We start from the raw sequence: 14,533 nt of genomic DNA on the forward strand, positions 1-14,533 counted from the left end.
TCAGCCATGCTCTGGAAAATTGCCGGATTCGAATTCCGGTTTCAGCTCTTTTCGCCGGCATCCATTGCCATTTTCGCGATTTTCTTCCTGCTCGTATTCGGCGGGGTGACGATCGACCAGATCCAGGTCGGCGGCGGTGGATCCGTCAACATCAACTCGCCCAACGCGCTGACCATCAACATCCTAATTTTCTCGATCTTCGGGGCGATCATACCGACGGTCTTCCTGTCGTCCGGCGTTTTGCGCGACTTCGGGTTCAAGACCTCGGAGCTGTTCTATTCGCGGCCCGTGCGGGAATTCGACTTCGTACTCGGCCGCTTCATCGGCGGCTTCATCATCACGGCCCTGGTGTTCGCGGCGGTGCCGCTGGCCTTCCTTATCGGCAGCGTCATGCCCTGGCTCGATCCGGAGCTTGTCGGACCGACGAAACTGGCCTGGTATCCGTATCTGTTTGCAGTGTTCGGGCTGGTCAATCTCTGGGTGGTCGGCACGATCCTGTTCACCGTTGCCAACTTTAGCCGCTCCACGATCGTGACCTATGCATCCTTCGTGGCACTGCTGGTGCTGTATTTCGTCGGCGTTGGACTGTCCCAGTCCCAACCGGACCTGCGCGACATGCTCGCGCTGATCGATCCCTTCGGTTTCAACACGTTCGGCGAGGTCACGCGTTATTGGACCGTGTTCGACCAGAACGCGCGGGTTGTCCCGTTCGAAGGCGTGATGATGCAGAACCGCCTGCTCTGGATCGGCTTCGGCCTGGTACTGCTGGCGATCAATGTCGCGACCTTCCGCTTCCGTCAGGGCAGTTTCAAGCTGCCGGGCCGCAAGGCCGCGGGCGCCGTTGCTCCGGCCGGCGCAGCCAATGCCATCTCCGAAATCGAGCTGCCGCGCGTGACACCGAAACTCGATGGCAGTGCAGCCTTCCAGCAATTCCTCGCCCGGCTGAGTTTCGAGTTCAAGGGCGTGGTGTTCAATGTCGCCTTCTGGATCCTTCTGGTTCTGGGGCTTCTCAACACCGTTCCCGGCTTTTTCCTCGGCAATGAGTTCTACGGCACCCCGAACTACCCGGTGACGCGGATCATGATCGACGTCATCAACGGGGCCTTCTCCTGGCTGCCCAGCGTTGTGGTGATCTATTACGCAGCGGAAGTGATGTGGCGCGAGCGCCGGGTCGGCTTCTCCTACATTGTGGATGCAACGCCGACCCCGAGCTGGGTGTTCATGGCGACCAAATTCCTCGCGCTTTGCCTGGTTGTTGTCAGCCTGATCGGCCTGGCCCTGGTTGCCGGTGGCGTATCCCAGATGATCCAGGGTTTTGCCCCGGTCGAATGGGATCAATATGCCCTTCGCGGTCTGGTCGGGATGATTCTGCCGACGGCGATTTTCGCGGCCCTGGCAATCTTCGCCCAGGTCCTGATGAATAATCGCTGGCTGGGCATGGCCTTCATGCTGGTCTTCCTGATCGTCTCCATCGTGATGTCGCAGATGGGGCTCGATCATAATCTCTATCAGTACGGCAGTGCGCCGGGTGCGCCCTATTCCGACATGAACGGCTACGGGCATTTCCTCGGCATTTCGCTGTGGTTCTATGCCTACTGGTCGTTCTGGGCGCTGCTGTTGCTCGTCCTGTCCTACCGGCTCTGGAGCCGCGGGTCGCTGTCGCCGATCCTGGCCCGTCTCGGGGCATTCGGCCGCGGCATGACGCCGGCAACGGCGGGTCTGATCGTTGTGGCCCTGGCCGGTATCGCCGGTACAGGCGGCTGGATCTTCTACAACACGAATATCCGCAACGAGTACCTGTCCTCCAACGACTTCCGCGGGCTTCAGGCCGAGTATGAGCGGGAGTATCTCTACCTGCAGGATGTCGATCAGCCGACCATCGTGGAAACGGCCTATGAGGTGGATATCTACCCCTCGGAGCGCCGCTACACCGCGCGCGGTCAATACGTGCTGGAGAACCAGACGGACGCACCGATCGATACGCTGTGGATTTCCTATGGCTACGGTACGACGGTGCTGTCACAGGAGGTGCAGGGCGGCCAGGCCGATACGGAGGATGGGCGCTTCCTGACCTATTCTTTCAGCTTCGACACGCCCATGCAGCCGGGCGAGATGCGCACGTTCGACTTCTCGGTCGAACGGGCCAATCCCGGCTTCCGCAATGCGGGCAATGTCAGTACGGCCAATTATAACGGCACTTTCTTCAACAATGGCGAGTCGATGGCCAATATCGGCTTCAACGTGAACTGGCGTCTGCAGGACCGCCAGCAGCGCCGGCGTGAAGGGCTGGAGCCGATCGACCGGGCCTTCCCGCTGGAAGACGAGAGCCATTGGGACGAGAACGGCCTGACCGGATCCCACTACGTCACCTTCCGCACGATCGTGTCGACCTCGGCCGACCAGATCGCCGTCGCACCGGGTTATCTGGAACGCGAATGGGAGGAGAATGGCCGCCGGTACTTCGAATACGTGATGGACCGGCCGATCCTGAATTTCTACTCGTGGCTCTCTGCCGATTATGAGGTGGCCGAACAGGAGCAGGACGGGATCAACCTGCAGGTCTTCTATCATCCCGATCACGCCTGGAATGTGGACCGGATGCTTGAGGCCTCGGCTGACTCGCTGGCCTATTTCTCGGAGCATTTCAGCCCCTTCCAGTACCGCCAGTTCCGGATCCTGGAATTCCCGGCCTACCAGACCTTCGCCCAGTCCTTCCCCAACACGATTCCGTATTCCGAGGGCATCGGCTTCATTGCCAATCTCTCGGACCCGTCGGATATCGATTACGTCTACTACGTGACCGCGCACGAGGCGGCGCACCAGTGGTGGGCGCACCAGGTGCTGGGGGCGAATGTGCAGGGTTCCACCATGCTGGTGGAAACCTTCGCTCAGTACTCGGCGCTGATGGTGATGCGCGAGGCGTATGGCGAAGACCATATGCGCCGCTTCCTCAAATACGAGCTCGACAGCTATCTGTCGGCTCGCGGCTCCGAGTCGATCGAGGAATTGCCGCTCTACCGGGTCGAGAACCAGGCGTACATCCACTACCGCAAGGGTGCGGTGATCATGTATGCGCTGGCCGATTATCTCGGCGAGGATGCGGTGAACCGCGTCATGCAGCAGCTGATCGCCGAACGGGCCTATTCCACAGACCCGTATGCCACGACGCTCGACTTCCTGCGCATCCTGCGCGCCGAAGCCGGGCCGGAATGGGAAAGCGTGATCCACGATTTCTTCGAGCGGATCGTCGTGTTCGACCTGGAAGCCGTTTCGGCGACCGCGAGCGAACGTGAGGACGGCCGCTGGGACGTGGCTATAGAGATCGAGGCGCATAAGTTCGAGGCCGACGGAGCCGGCGAGCAGACCGAGGAAGATATCGACTACATGATCGATATCGGCCTGTTCTCGGAGAGCCTCGACGATGCCTATGAAGGCAGCGATCACGTGCTTTACATGGACAAACACCGGGTCGACGAGACCACGATGCGTATCGAGCTCATCGTCGACGAGCAGCCGCTCTATGCCGGTATCGATCCCTACAACAAGCTGATCGATCGCGACTCTGACGACAATCTCGTCCGCGTCACCGTCGAATAGCGAAGGCAGAAAACAGAACGGCCGGTCCGCCAAGCGGGCCGGCCGTCTTGATTCCGGGGTGAGCGCCTGACCGTCAGATCGCCGTGCGCACGTCGGTATAGTGGATGTCCTCGGAGGTGCGGGTCAGCGAGCGCAGAAAGCTGGGGAAGATGTCCAGCGCGTCATCCGCCGACAGGCTGCCCTTCTCCCGGTCGGTCCACCAGTAATTCCAGAACGACGTCACGTGGGTGACCGCCGAGAGGTCGCTGCCCAGCTGGCCGAAATAGGCCGGCGCCTTGAGCAGGAAGTCGCGGATCGCCGTCGGATCGCCACCCTTGCAAAAGCGCGTGTACTGGGCGTCGTAATCGTCGATCACCGTGGTCAGGGCGGTCCAGCGATCCTTGGCCATTTTCAGGATGGCGCGACGAATGTCGTTGACTTCCTTGTTCTCTTCCCAGGTCGCACCGCGAACGGTGACATTGTTCAGCTCGACCAGGAATTGCCGCAGCCCGTCGCGGGCTTCCCGGATGCGCCAGCGGTAGTAGAGAATGCCCTTCCAGCCGAAAATGCCCTCTTCATACTGCTCTTCGCTCATGCCGAGGGTCTCGCGCAGGCCAACGAGTTTCTGCTTGTCCTCGCCATCCAGAAGCTGGCGGGCGAACTTGCGGGCGCGGTCATCATTCGGGCTCAGGATCTCGTCGTTGAAGGCCAGGTTGACGATACCGAAGATCTGCCGGGTCACATGGCCCAGCATCGCTTCCTGCTCATCCGGCGAGATGTTGAAATAGAAGCGGCCGACGGGCCGTTCGCCATTGGCATACCGGTCGGCAAGCAGGAAGGGGTCGAAGGAGGGCATTGCGGCGAGTTCCTTCACCCGCTGCAGGTCGGCCTCGAATTTCGGATTGATCGAGCCTGTGCCCAGGAATTCCTTGAGCCGGCGGTCAAAGCCCTTTTCCTCGACAAAGAAGGAATGTCCGCCCATCGCCAGATCGTCGACGGAGACGGGGATGATCAGCTTGGTCGCGACCGGGTTCTCGGTCAGCAGATAGGGGCGGTCATGCGGGCGAACGGTGTGTTTCAGCAGGAAGCTGGCATTCAGCCGCACATTGCGGAAAAAGGGCTTCGCAGCGAATTCCAGGGTCTGGCCATACTTGCGATGGATCGACCACAGGTCGAGGATGCGGGGTGTCGCACCGCCGCGCACGATCCGGCGAAGGCTGCTTCTGTCTGACCCGCTCATCCATTCCGTCCCGATTGCTCCAGGATCGCAACGCTAGCGGGAACAGCTTAATATCGGATGACCTTGCGGTTTTCCCGCTGCATGCGGGGCTGCTGCCTGAACGGTGGGCAGCAGCCCCGGCGGGCGGGACGATGGCGGCGGCCTCAGGCCGCGTCGGTCGTCACGACGACCGGTTGGGGGATGGGTGAGCGCAGGCGCCGGCGGGCGTCCGTGCCGGTATGACTGGCCCCCGGTGAGGTCCGGGTTACGCTGGCGATGAAGTCCGAGAACAGCGTCACCGCCTCGCGGGCGTGCAGGAAGCCCTTGGAATTCTGCTTCGCCCAGTAGCGCCAGTAGCCGGGTACGTGCCCCACCACCGAAAGATCGCTCCCCACATCATAGAAAAGCGAGGGCGCCTTCAGGAGGAAGTTGCGGAAACCATGAGCGTCCTCGCCGCGGCAGAAGCGGCCGAACACGGTCTCGTATTCCTCCATCACCGTCGTAAGGCAGGCCCAGCGATGCCGGGTCTCGTCGATGATCGCGCGGCGCATGTGCTGCAGCTCGGAATATTCGTGCTCGCTGGCGCCGACGATCGAGACCGCCTTGATCTGCTGGATGAAGCCTTTCAGTGCCGAGAGGGCCTCGTTCATGTGATGGCGATAGTAGAGGATGCCCCGCCAGCCGAAGATGCCGGAACGGAACTCCATCTCGGTCATGTCCAGCGAGCGGCGCAGATCACTCAGACGGCCGTCCAGGTCGCAGGCCAGCAGCTGACGCGTGAAGCGCAGGGCGCGTTCCTTGTCCTGCTGGGAATGATCGCCGAAGGCGAGGCTGACCACATCGACGATCTGGCGCGCCGCAGAATCCTCCATGCGTTCCTTCTCGTGATCTGTAATGTTGAAGTAGAGATCATCGATCGGCCGGGCATGATCGCGATAGCGTTCGGCCAGGATGAACGGGTCAAAACTGGGCAGGGCCGCCAGTTCGCGCAGCCGGATCAGGTCGAGATCCATCAGGTGCGGCTCGTCCGGGCGTTCGAACAGGGTGCGTATCTTCTGGGCGAACCCGAGCTCCTCGACGAAGACGGCATGCCCGCCCAGAGACAGATCGCCGTCGGCCAGCGGCACCAGAACCTTGGTCACCACCGGCTGTGATGACATCACATAGGGGCGCTCATGGACGCGCACGGTGTGCTTGATGATGAAGCAGCGGTTCAGGCGCGGATGCAGGAAGAAGGGGTTGGCGCTGTGGCGGTCGTATTCGCCATAGCGCTGGGCGATCGAATACAGGTCCAGGATCCGCGACGTGGCGCCACCCTTGATGATGTTGCGCAGATCCGAGCGCATGGTTTCGCGGACACGTGCCATCGAGGTCCCTCCCAGGCACGTGTCATAGCCCGGCTCGACTTAAGGTGGGGTCTGCCGCGGCTGTCGGAATTGAGTCGAATGCGATCTATCGCCGGGACGCGGCGTGAGCGGGCGGCTTCAGGCTGGCAAAAAGAAAGCCCGCAGCGGCGCCACCCAGGCACAGGGTGAGCAGGCCGGGCAGGTCGCGGGAAGAGGCGACCGGCGTGATCGTCGCGTCGAGCACCTGGCCGTAGAAGGCTGTGATCCCCAGCATGATGGCGGCAATGGCTGCACCGCCGGCAAGGGTGAAGCCCAGCCGCCGCCAGCCACGCCCCAGCAGGCGGCCCAGCAGTCCGGCTATCGGGAAGGCGACGGCAAATCCGGCGAGGATCAGCACGAAGAGTGTCGGCGCGAAACCGGCGAGGTCCTGCTGGATGGCATCGAAGCGGACGCCTGTTGGAACACTCGCGCCGGCGCGCACGAGGGCCTGCAGGACGACATGCGTGTTGGCGATGCTGACCAGCACGGTGCCCGTCACGACGGCGAGCAGGTAGACGGCAATCATGCGGGCCGTGGCCATGGCGTCCCCCGAATTGGGCTCAACAGCGATGGGCCGAGCCTATAGTGTGACGTCATTGGCGACAATTCGCTTGGGGGATGAGATGGCCGGAAAATCGATCATGCTGGGTCTGGCCCTGATGCTGGCCGCCGCGCCGGGACATGCCCAGACCCAGCTGGAGACGCGGGTGGAGGGGCTGGAACACCCCTGGAGCCTCGCCTTCCTGCCCGATGGCCGCATGCTGGTCACCGAGAAGCCCGGCCGCCTGCGCCTTGTGGCGGTGGACGGAACGCTGTCCGATCCGCTCTCCGGCGTGCCGGAGGTTCTCTATTCCGGCCAGGGCGGTTTGCTGGATGTCGTGCTGCACCCGGACTTCGAGACCAATGGCCGGGTCTATCTGACCTGGTCCGAAGGACGCCCGCGGGACAATACGCTGCATCTGGGCCGGGGCCGCCTGGAGGCTGGCGCGCTGAGGGATTTCGAGACCCTGTTCTCGGCTACGCCGCGCCGCCGCACCGACGTGCACTATGGCGGACGGGCTGCCTTCCTGGCGGATGGCAGCCTGTTGCTGGGGATCGGCGAAGGGTTCGATTTTCGCGAACAGGCCCAGAATCCCCAAAACCATTTCGGCAGTTTCGTCCGCCTCGCCGACGACGGAACGCCCTTGAGCTCGGCCTTCGAGGGCGCGGCACCGGGTGTCTTCTCGATCGGCCACCGCAATCCCCAGGCTGTCGTGGCCGATCCGGTCACCGGCACGGTCTATGCCAATGAGCACGGGCCGCAGGGCGGTGACGAGATCAATGTGCTGGCCGAAGGGAATAATTACGGTTGGCCGATTGCCAGCCATGGCATCGACTATACCGGTGCGCTGGTCACGCCGTTCGAGACCTATGCCGGCATGACCGACCCGATCCATGTCTGGGTGCCCTCGATTGCGCCCGCGGGGATGGCGATCTATCGCGGCGACATGTTCGCGGAATGGGATGGCGATCTGCTGGTCGCGGCCCTGATTTCCGGCGATGCAGACGTGCCCTCCGGCCATGTGCGCCGGGTCGATCTGGAGAACGGGACGGTGGCCGGCGAAGAGGTGTTGTTCGGCGAGTTGGAGGCGCGTATCCGCGATGTCCGCGTGGCGCCCGACGGTGCCGTCTGGCTGGTCACGGACGAGGAGAACGGCCGGCTGGTCCGGGTGAGCCGGGAGTAGGCGCGCCTACTCCGCCGGCTGTGTCTCGCTGCGGCTGGCCAGCGGCGTGCCGGACAGCATCTTCCGCCGCCAATTGCCCAGCCGCGTCGGCGCGCCCAGCATGACCGGGGTGAGCACCAGTGTCAGCAGGGTCGAGAAGCCCAGCCCCCAGACCACCGCCGAGGACAGCTGCACCCACCATTCCGAAGCCGGTCCGCCGATCGACAATACGCCATGGGCAAAGTCGGCATTGATCTGGAATACCATCGGCAGCAGGCCGAAAATCGTCGTGATCGTGGTCAGCATGACCGGGCGCAGGCGCTGGGCCGCGGTGCGCACAATGGCCTCGTCGACCGCCATGCCCAGACCGCGCAGGCGCTGGAAGGTGTCGATCAGCACGATATTATTGTTCACCACGATGCCGGCCAGCGTCACCACGCCCGTCCCCAGGAAGAGGATGGAGATGTAGGGGAAGGTCAAAAGCACGCCCAGCAGCACGCCGACAACGGACAGCACGACCGCCTGCAGCGTCAGTAGGACATGCCAGAAATTGTTGAACTGCCAGAGCAGGATCACCGCCATCATGAACAGCGAGGCCAGCATGGCATTGCCGAAGAAGGCGCCGGCTTCGGCATTCTCCTCGTCGGCACCGAGATAGTCGATATCGACGCGGCGATCGATGGCGCCGCTCTCGACCTGCTCATCGATCCAGCCGCGCAGGTCGGCCAGAAGGATATTGCCGGCATGGCCCTCATCGGCATTGGCGCGGATCATCAGCACGCGCTTGCCGTCGCGCCGATTGATGGAGTCGATGCGCTGGTGGGCTTCGCGGGTGACGAAGTTCGAGATCGGAACGGCGCTGGTCTGGGTGTTCACCCGCAGATCGTCGAGCCGTGAAATGTCGCGGTCGGCTTCAGGGAAGCGCACGCGGATATCGACCTCCTCGTCCGCATCGTCGGGGCGGTAGCGCCCGACCAGCGTACCGGTGGTCACCAGCTGCACCGCCGCACCGACCTGGGTGACGTCGGCGCCGAAGCGCCCGGCTTCTTCGCGATCCACGTCGAGGCGCCATTCCACGCCCGGCAGGGGCAGGGTGTCCTCGATATCGGTCGTGCCCTCCATCGTGTCGATATAGGAGCGGATCAGGCGGGCAGCCTGTTCCAGGGCTGCTGGATCGTCCGAACGCAGCTCGACCTGGATGTCCTTGCCCACGGGCGGGCCTTGCTGGAAGGGGCGGACCTCGATGATGACACCGGGAATGCCGGTCATCGCCTCGCGGATGCGGCGTTCGATCAGCCGGCCATTGGGGCGCTGCCCGAAGGGTTCGAACTCCACGAAGATGCGGGCCACGCTGTCCGCCGGGGCGGCGCCGGTGCCGTCGAAGGGCGACTGGCCCGGCGGTTCGCCGGCGACGGTGTAATAGCCCTTGATGCCCTCGATCCCCTCCAGCCGCTGCTCGGCCTCCAGGGCGAGTTCATACTGCTCGGCGGGGGAGAGATTGCCGCGCGCACGGATGAAGACGTAGAGCTGTTCCGGTTCGGCATCGAGGAAGAATTCGGTCCGCATGGTCGAGGCGCGGGCGCCGAAACTCATCACGATCAGCACGACCAGTGCCAGTGCGCCCAGGCCGACGAAGATCGGCCGCTTCACCAGCGCCGAGATCATGCGGGCATAGGCACCGGTGAAGCCCGGCAGGGATTTGGGATCGCCTTCCTCGGTGGCGTTGAGGTGGGCGACGGCGGAGTTTTCGTCCACCACGCCGCCCTTGCGCCCGAAGACCGAGCCCAGTGTGGGCAGGAAGATCAGCGCCATGACCAGCGCCGAGGTCAGCACGAAGATCAGCGTCAGCGGCAGGAAGGCCATGTATTGTCCCGGAATGGAGTTCCAGAACAGGAAGGGCACGAAAGCCGCCAGCGTGGTGCCGGTCGAGGAGACGATCGGCCAGAACATGCGCTTGCCGGCGGCGGCATAGGCGGCCTTGCGGGTTTCGCCCTCGGCAAGTTTCCGGTCGGCGTATTCGACCACCACGATGGCGCCGTCGACCAGCAGACCCACGGCCAGCACCATGGCGAACATCACCATGAAGTTGACGGTCAGCCCGTAGATGCTCAGCAGCAGGAAGGAGAAGAGAAAGCTCGACGGGATCGCGATGCCGACCAGCAGGGCCGAGCGCACACCCAGTGCCGCGACCACCAGTATCAGCACCAGCACGATGGCCAGCATGATGGACGAGGTCAGGCTCTGCAGGCTGTCGCGCACATAGGTGGACAGGTCGAGGCTGAAATCGTGGCGGACGGTTTCCGGCCAGGTTTCCGAGATCTCATTGGTCAGCGCCCGCACGGCGGCGGCGGTGTCCATGATGTTCTCGCCGGACCGCCGCACGACTTGCAGCGTATAGGCCGGCGCGCCGTTATAGCGCGAGAAACTGTCGGCATCCTTGAAGGTGCGGCGTACCGTGGCGACGTCTTCCAGGGTGACGACCGTGTCGCCGGACCGGGTCAGCGGCAGACGCAGCGCATCCTCGGCATCCTCGAACAGGCCGGGCACCTTCACCTGGAAACGGGCTTCGCCGCTGTCCAGCGAACCGGCCGCGATCAGCCGGTTGTTCGACTGCACCGCGTTGAACAGCTCGTTATAGGTGACGCCATAGGTCTCCAGCAGGGCCGGATCGATGACGATTTCCAGCACCTCGTCGCGCAGACCCTGGACGTCCACCTGCAGGATCTGCGGCAGCGCTTCGATCTCGTCTTCCAGGTCGCGGGCAGTGCGGTAGAGCGTGCGCTCGGGCGCCTCGCCATAGACCTGCACGGCGATGGTGGGGGCGAGGGCGGAGTTGAACTCCTGGATCACCGGTTCGCGCACATCCTCGGGATATTCGCGGCGGGCCATGTCGACCGCTTCGCGCACGTCCAGCACGGACTGGTCGGCATCGAAAGGTACGTCGAATTCGGCGATCAGCGTGCCGGCGCCCAGCGCGGCGGTGCCGTTGAGTTCGACCAGGCCCTCGATCGAGCGCATCTCGGTCTCGGTCGGCCGGACGATCAGGCGCTCCGCATCTTCCGGGGAAATGCCGTCCAGCGGCACGACCACGATCACGAAGGGGAAGGGGATGTCCGGATCGGCTTCGCGCGGCAGGCTGACAAAGGACAAAAAACCCGCGGCAAGGGCGCAGACAAAGATCGCCAGCACCATGCGGGCGCGATTGATCGCGAAGTCGACGACGCCGGTCACCGGGCTGCTCCCTCCCGGGAGACATCGACCTCGACCCCGTCGGCCACGAAGTCCTGTCCCAACACGATCACCTCGGCCTGGCGCGGCAATCCGGCGACCCAGACCTGCTCGCCGTCATCGCTGAGCAGCTCCACAGGCACGAAACGGACGCGATTGCCCGCTTCGACGATCCGCACGCCCAGCACGCCTTCGGCATTCAGGGCGAGGATGGAGGCGGGAATGCGATGGGCCGGTTCTTCGGGCAGGCTGAGACGGATTTCCGCCGTGATGCCGGACCGGATTGCGTGATCGGGATTGGGCGCCTCCAGTTCGACGCGGAAGGTGCGGGTGGTCGGGTCGGCCCGGCGTTCGACAAAGCGGATCGTGCCGTCGATCGTCTGGCCGGTGACCAGGCGGGCCGAGCCGGCCATGCCGGGCTCCAGCTCTGCGACATGACGTTCGCCGACTTCCGCGACCACCAGGATCGGGTCCAGCTGCACCACTGTGCCGCAGGCATCGCCGGCGCGCAGGAAATCGCCGACCTCTGCTGTGCGGCCATCGAAAATGCCGTCGAAGGGCGCGGCGATATTGACGTTGGCCAACTCCTCGCGCGCGGCGCTCAGGCGGGCCCGGGCGGCATCGCGAGCGGCTTCGGCGGCCGCAACCTGGTTGGCCGAGCGGTGGCCGCGCTGGTTCAGTTCGGCGGCCGCATCATAGTCCAGTTGGCGTGCCCGCAGGTCGGCTTCGGCCTGTTGGACCGAGGCCGAGCGGGCGTCGACATCGAGCCGGCACAGCACGTCGCCGGCTGCAACGGGTGTTCCCTCCAGCCGGTCGGCGTCGGCGACCCGGCCGCCGGTTTCCGCCCGCACAACAACTTCCCGGAAGGCCTCGGTGCGGCCGCGCAAGGACAGGTTGGCCGGACGCATCTGGGCCTCGACCGAACGCACCACAACCTCGAAACGGTGGCTGGTATCGGCCTGTTCAGCGTCATGGGAGGTGGCTCCGCCATTGAGCAGTGTGCCCACCGTGAACAGCAGGACCACGGCGACGAAAATGGCGAGGGCGGCGATATAGGAACGGTTCATGTCACGACCGGCTTGCCCGCACCAGACCGGCAGGCCTGCTTGCGGAGAACAGTGTTTACTTGCCCCTTTAGATAGCGCTCGATGTGCCACATGACGAGGGTTTTCTCGCGGCGCGAAATATTCGACGGGATCTGGCGCATTCAGGCCACCTGACCGGCGCTCCAGCCGGACGACCAGGCCCACTGGAAGTTGTATCCGCCGAGCCAACCCGTCACGTCAACCACCTCGCCGATGAAGTACAGGCCGGGCACGCTGCGGGCCTGCAGGGTGCGGCTGTCCAGTCCGTCAGTGTCGACCCCGCCCAGTGTGACTTCTGCTGTACGATAACCTTCCGAGCCGGTTGGACGCACCGTCCAAGCCTCCAGCATGGCGCAGGTATTCTGCAATTTCTTGTCGGACTGGTCGGCCATGTTTCCGCTCAGACCGGCCTCGTCCGCCAGCAGCTGGGCGAGGCGTTTTGGCAAGTGTTCCGAGAGCACGCTCTGCAGCGCCTGGCGTGGTGTTTCGGTGCGGGCCGTGCGCAGGGTGCCGAACCAGTCGCGGGCTGGCAGGAAGCGGAGCACGATGTCCTGACCCTCGCGCCAGAAGGAGGATATCTGCAGGATGGCCGGGCCGCTGAGACCGCGATGGGTGAACAGCATCGCTTCCTGGAAGGCCGTGTTGTTGCAGCTGGCCGAGACGTCCGCTGCGACCCCGGACAGGGGTTTGAAGCGTTCCAGCGTGTCCGGATCGAAGGTCAGGGGGACCAGGGCCGGGCGGGTCTCGGTGACGGCCAGCCCGTACTGCCGGGCCGCATCATAGCCGAAACCGGTCGCGCCCATCTTCGGGATTGATTTGCCGCCCGAGGCGATCACCAGCGACTGACAGATGAGGGGGCTGCCGTCCGACAGGTCGAGCCGGAAACCCTCGCCCTCGCGGGTGTGGGATGTCACCGAGACGCCCAGACGCAGGGTCGCGCCGGCGTCGCGCATATCGCCGGTCAGCCCGCCGACGATCTGCCGGGCCGACTGGTCGCAGAAGAGCTGGCCCAGCGTCTTTTCGTGCCAGGCGATGCCGTGGCGGTCGACCCAGTCGATGAAATCCCACTGCGTGTAGCGCTTCAGCGCCGATTTCGCGAAGTGCGGATTGGCCGACAGGAAATTGCCCGGCCCGGTGTGCAGATTGGTGAAATTGCAGCGCCCGCCGCCGGAAATACGGATCTTCTCGCCCGGCGCCTTGCCGTGCTCGATGACGCAGACCGAACGGCCGCGGCGGCCAGCCTCGATCGCGCACATCATGCCGGCAGCCCCGGCGCCGACAATGACGACGTCGTATCGGGTCACGGTCTAGGTTTTCGCCGGGCAGACGCTGTCGAGCCAGTCCGCGAAACCGGCCATGGCGGCGTCGCGTCCGACCTCGTTTATCGTCTCGTGCCTGTAACCTTCGAGCACCTCAAGGGTGACGTTGGTCATCCCCAGGCGCTCCATGCGTGCCCCAAGATGTTGCACGGTCTTGCCGCCCTCGGTCGCGGGATCCAGCGATCCGCCGATCAGGTGGACGGGGAGGTCTTTCGGCAGTTTCTCCAGATTGCCGTCATCCTCGGCGAAAGCGACCCCGCCCAGGAAGTCGTGCCAGAGCGACACGCTGGACGGCCAGCCGCACAGCTCGTCGGCGACATAGGCGTCAACTTCGGCCGGGTCCGAGGACAGCCAATCGGCATCGCTGCGGCCTTCGGGAAAGCGCTTGTTCCAGGCCTTGAAGGTCAGCTTGTCGATCGTGGTGCTGGGCGTGAAGGGGCCGCCCGCCAGCGCCTCGCACCACAGCACGAAACGCATCACGGATTTCAGCCCGCCCAGCGCCATGTTGCCGTTCCAGGCGGCAAGACCGGCGATGCTGTCCGGTTCGCGCAGGGCGTAATTGACTGCGACGACCGATCCCATGGAATGACCGAAGACCACCAGCGGCAGGCCGGGCCAGCGGCGTTTGGCCTCGTCCTCGACCGCTTTGACATCGCCCATCACCTTGGTCCAGCCATCGGTGTCGGCAAAGCGGCGCGGGGCGCCATCGGGTGCGGTGGTCAGGCCGTGGCCGCGATGATCGTGAGCGATGACGTGATAGCCGCGCGCGGCCAGAACGCCGGCGAAACGGGCATAGCGTGCCGCGCGTTCGGCCAGGCCGTGATTGATGTGCACAATGCCGCGTGCCGGACCGTCGGCCTCGCGCGTATAGACACACAGATCGGCACCGGTGGGGCTGGCAAGCCGTTCGGGCTTGAAGGCGTCGTCGGTCATGCATGCTCCCCTTTTCTGATGCCGAACCTAGCCCGTTTCTTCCAGGCGCGTCATGGCTATAGTCACACGAAAACCGGGGAGGGGG

Annotated in this window: 10 protein-coding genes; 2 read left to right on the forward strand and 8 right to left on the reverse strand. The window is 64.2% G+C overall.

The features are described from left to right. Positions 1-6: 6 nt before the first annotated feature. On the forward strand, positions 7-3,597 hold the full coding sequence (locus ACXAJV_RS02845; RefSeq protein WP_475081708.1) for an ABC transporter permease/M1 family aminopeptidase: 3,591 nt from the start codon (positions 7-9) through the stop codon (positions 3,595-3,597). Positions 3,598-3,670: 73 nt separating this feature from the next. Here the strand turns inward: ACXAJV_RS02845 and ACXAJV_RS02850 are convergent, their stop codons facing one another. The 3 genes from ACXAJV_RS02850 to ACXAJV_RS02860 all read right to left on the reverse strand — a co-directional run bounded on the left by ACXAJV_RS02850 (position 3,671) and on the right by ACXAJV_RS02860 (position 6,721). Continuing rightward, positions 3,671-4,816 (reverse strand): hypothetical protein, encoded by a 1,146-nt coding sequence (locus ACXAJV_RS02850; protein ID WP_475081711.1) that lies wholly within the window; start codon positions 4,814-4,816, stop codon positions 3,671-3,673. Positions 4,817-4,959: 143 nt separating this feature from the next. Then, positions 4,960-6,162, reverse strand: a complete 1,203-nt coding sequence (locus ACXAJV_RS02855) for a hypothetical protein (protein WP_475081713.1) — start codon at positions 6,160-6,162, stop codon at positions 4,960-4,962. An 85-nt stretch (positions 6,163-6,247) separates the two neighbouring features. After that, positions 6,248-6,721, reverse strand: coding sequence for a hypothetical protein (locus ACXAJV_RS02860; RefSeq protein ID WP_475081716.1), 474 nt, complete (start codon positions 6,719-6,721; stop codon positions 6,248-6,250). Between the two features lie 82 nt (positions 6,722-6,803). Between ACXAJV_RS02860 and ACXAJV_RS02865 the strand changes: the two genes are divergently transcribed. Continuing rightward, positions 6,804-7,904, forward strand: a complete 1,101-nt coding sequence (locus tag ACXAJV_RS02865) for a PQQ-dependent sugar dehydrogenase (protein WP_475081718.1) — start codon at positions 6,804-6,806, stop codon at positions 7,902-7,904. 6 nt (positions 7,905-7,910) lie between these two features. Here ACXAJV_RS02865 and ACXAJV_RS02870 read toward each other — a convergent pair whose 3' ends face one another. From ACXAJV_RS02870 to ACXAJV_RS02890, 5 genes are read right to left on the reverse strand one after another with little or no spacing between them, the layout of a single operon-like run. After that, positions 7,911-11,114 carry an efflux RND transporter permease subunit gene (locus tag ACXAJV_RS02870; protein ID WP_475081720.1) on the reverse strand — a complete coding sequence of 1,068 codons (3,204 nt, stop codon included), beginning with the start codon at positions 11,112-11,114 and terminating at the stop codon, positions 7,911-7,913. Next, positions 11,111-12,178 (reverse strand): efflux RND transporter periplasmic adaptor subunit, encoded by a 1,068-nt coding sequence (locus ACXAJV_RS02875; protein WP_475081722.1) that lies wholly within the window; start codon positions 12,176-12,178, stop codon positions 11,111-11,113. The genes ACXAJV_RS02870 and ACXAJV_RS02875 overlap by 4 nt, the downstream gene beginning before the upstream one ends. Continuing rightward, positions 12,175-12,318, reverse strand: a complete 144-nt coding sequence (locus tag ACXAJV_RS02880; protein WP_475081723.1) for a hypothetical protein — start codon at positions 12,316-12,318, stop codon at positions 12,175-12,177. Before ACXAJV_RS02880 ends, ACXAJV_RS02875 begins: the two co-directional genes overlap by 4 nt. Continuing rightward, positions 12,319-13,500: a BaiN/RdsA family NAD(P)/FAD-dependent oxidoreductase gene (locus ACXAJV_RS02885; protein ID WP_475081726.1), complete on the reverse strand. Its 1,182-nt coding sequence runs from the start codon at positions 13,498-13,500 to the stop codon at positions 12,319-12,321. It abuts the gene before it with no gap. A gap of 3 nt (positions 13,501-13,503) precedes the next feature. Continuing rightward, on the reverse strand, positions 13,504-14,448 hold the full coding sequence (locus ACXAJV_RS02890) for an alpha/beta fold hydrolase (protein ID WP_475081728.1): 945 nt from the start codon (positions 14,446-14,448) through the stop codon (positions 13,504-13,506). Positions 14,449-14,533: the final 85 nt, after the last annotated feature.

The organism is Maricaulis sp. ABE4_448, assembly GCF_056160825.1.

Coding starts and splice junctions, on each gene's coding strand:
- ACXAJV_RS02845 (WP_475081708.1), top strand. CDS start 7: ATGCTCTGGAAAATTGCCGGATTCGAATTCCGGTTTCAGCTCTTTTCG.
- ACXAJV_RS02850 (WP_475081711.1), bottom strand. CDS start 4,816: ATGAGCGGGTCAGACAGAAGCAGCCTTCGCCGGATCGTGCGCGGCGGT.
- ACXAJV_RS02855 (WP_475081713.1), bottom strand. CDS start 6,162: ATGGCACGTGTCCGCGAAACCATGCGCTCGGATCTGCGCAACATCATC.
- ACXAJV_RS02860 (WP_475081716.1), bottom strand. CDS start 6,721: ATGGCCACGGCCCGCATGATTGCCGTCTACCTGCTCGCCGTCGTGACG.
- ACXAJV_RS02865 (WP_475081718.1), top strand. CDS start 6,804: ATGGCCGGAAAATCGATCATGCTGGGTCTGGCCCTGATGCTGGCCGCC.
- ACXAJV_RS02875 (WP_475081722.1), bottom strand. CDS start 12,178: ATGAACCGTTCCTATATCGCCGCCCTCGCCATTTTCGTCGCCGTGGTC.
- ACXAJV_RS02880 (WP_475081723.1), bottom strand. CDS start 12,318: ATGCGCCAGATCCCGTCGAATATTTCGCGCCGCGAGAAAACCCTCGTC.
- ACXAJV_RS02890 (WP_475081728.1), bottom strand. CDS start 14,448: ATGACCGACGACGCCTTCAAGCCCGAACGGCTTGCCAGCCCCACCGGT.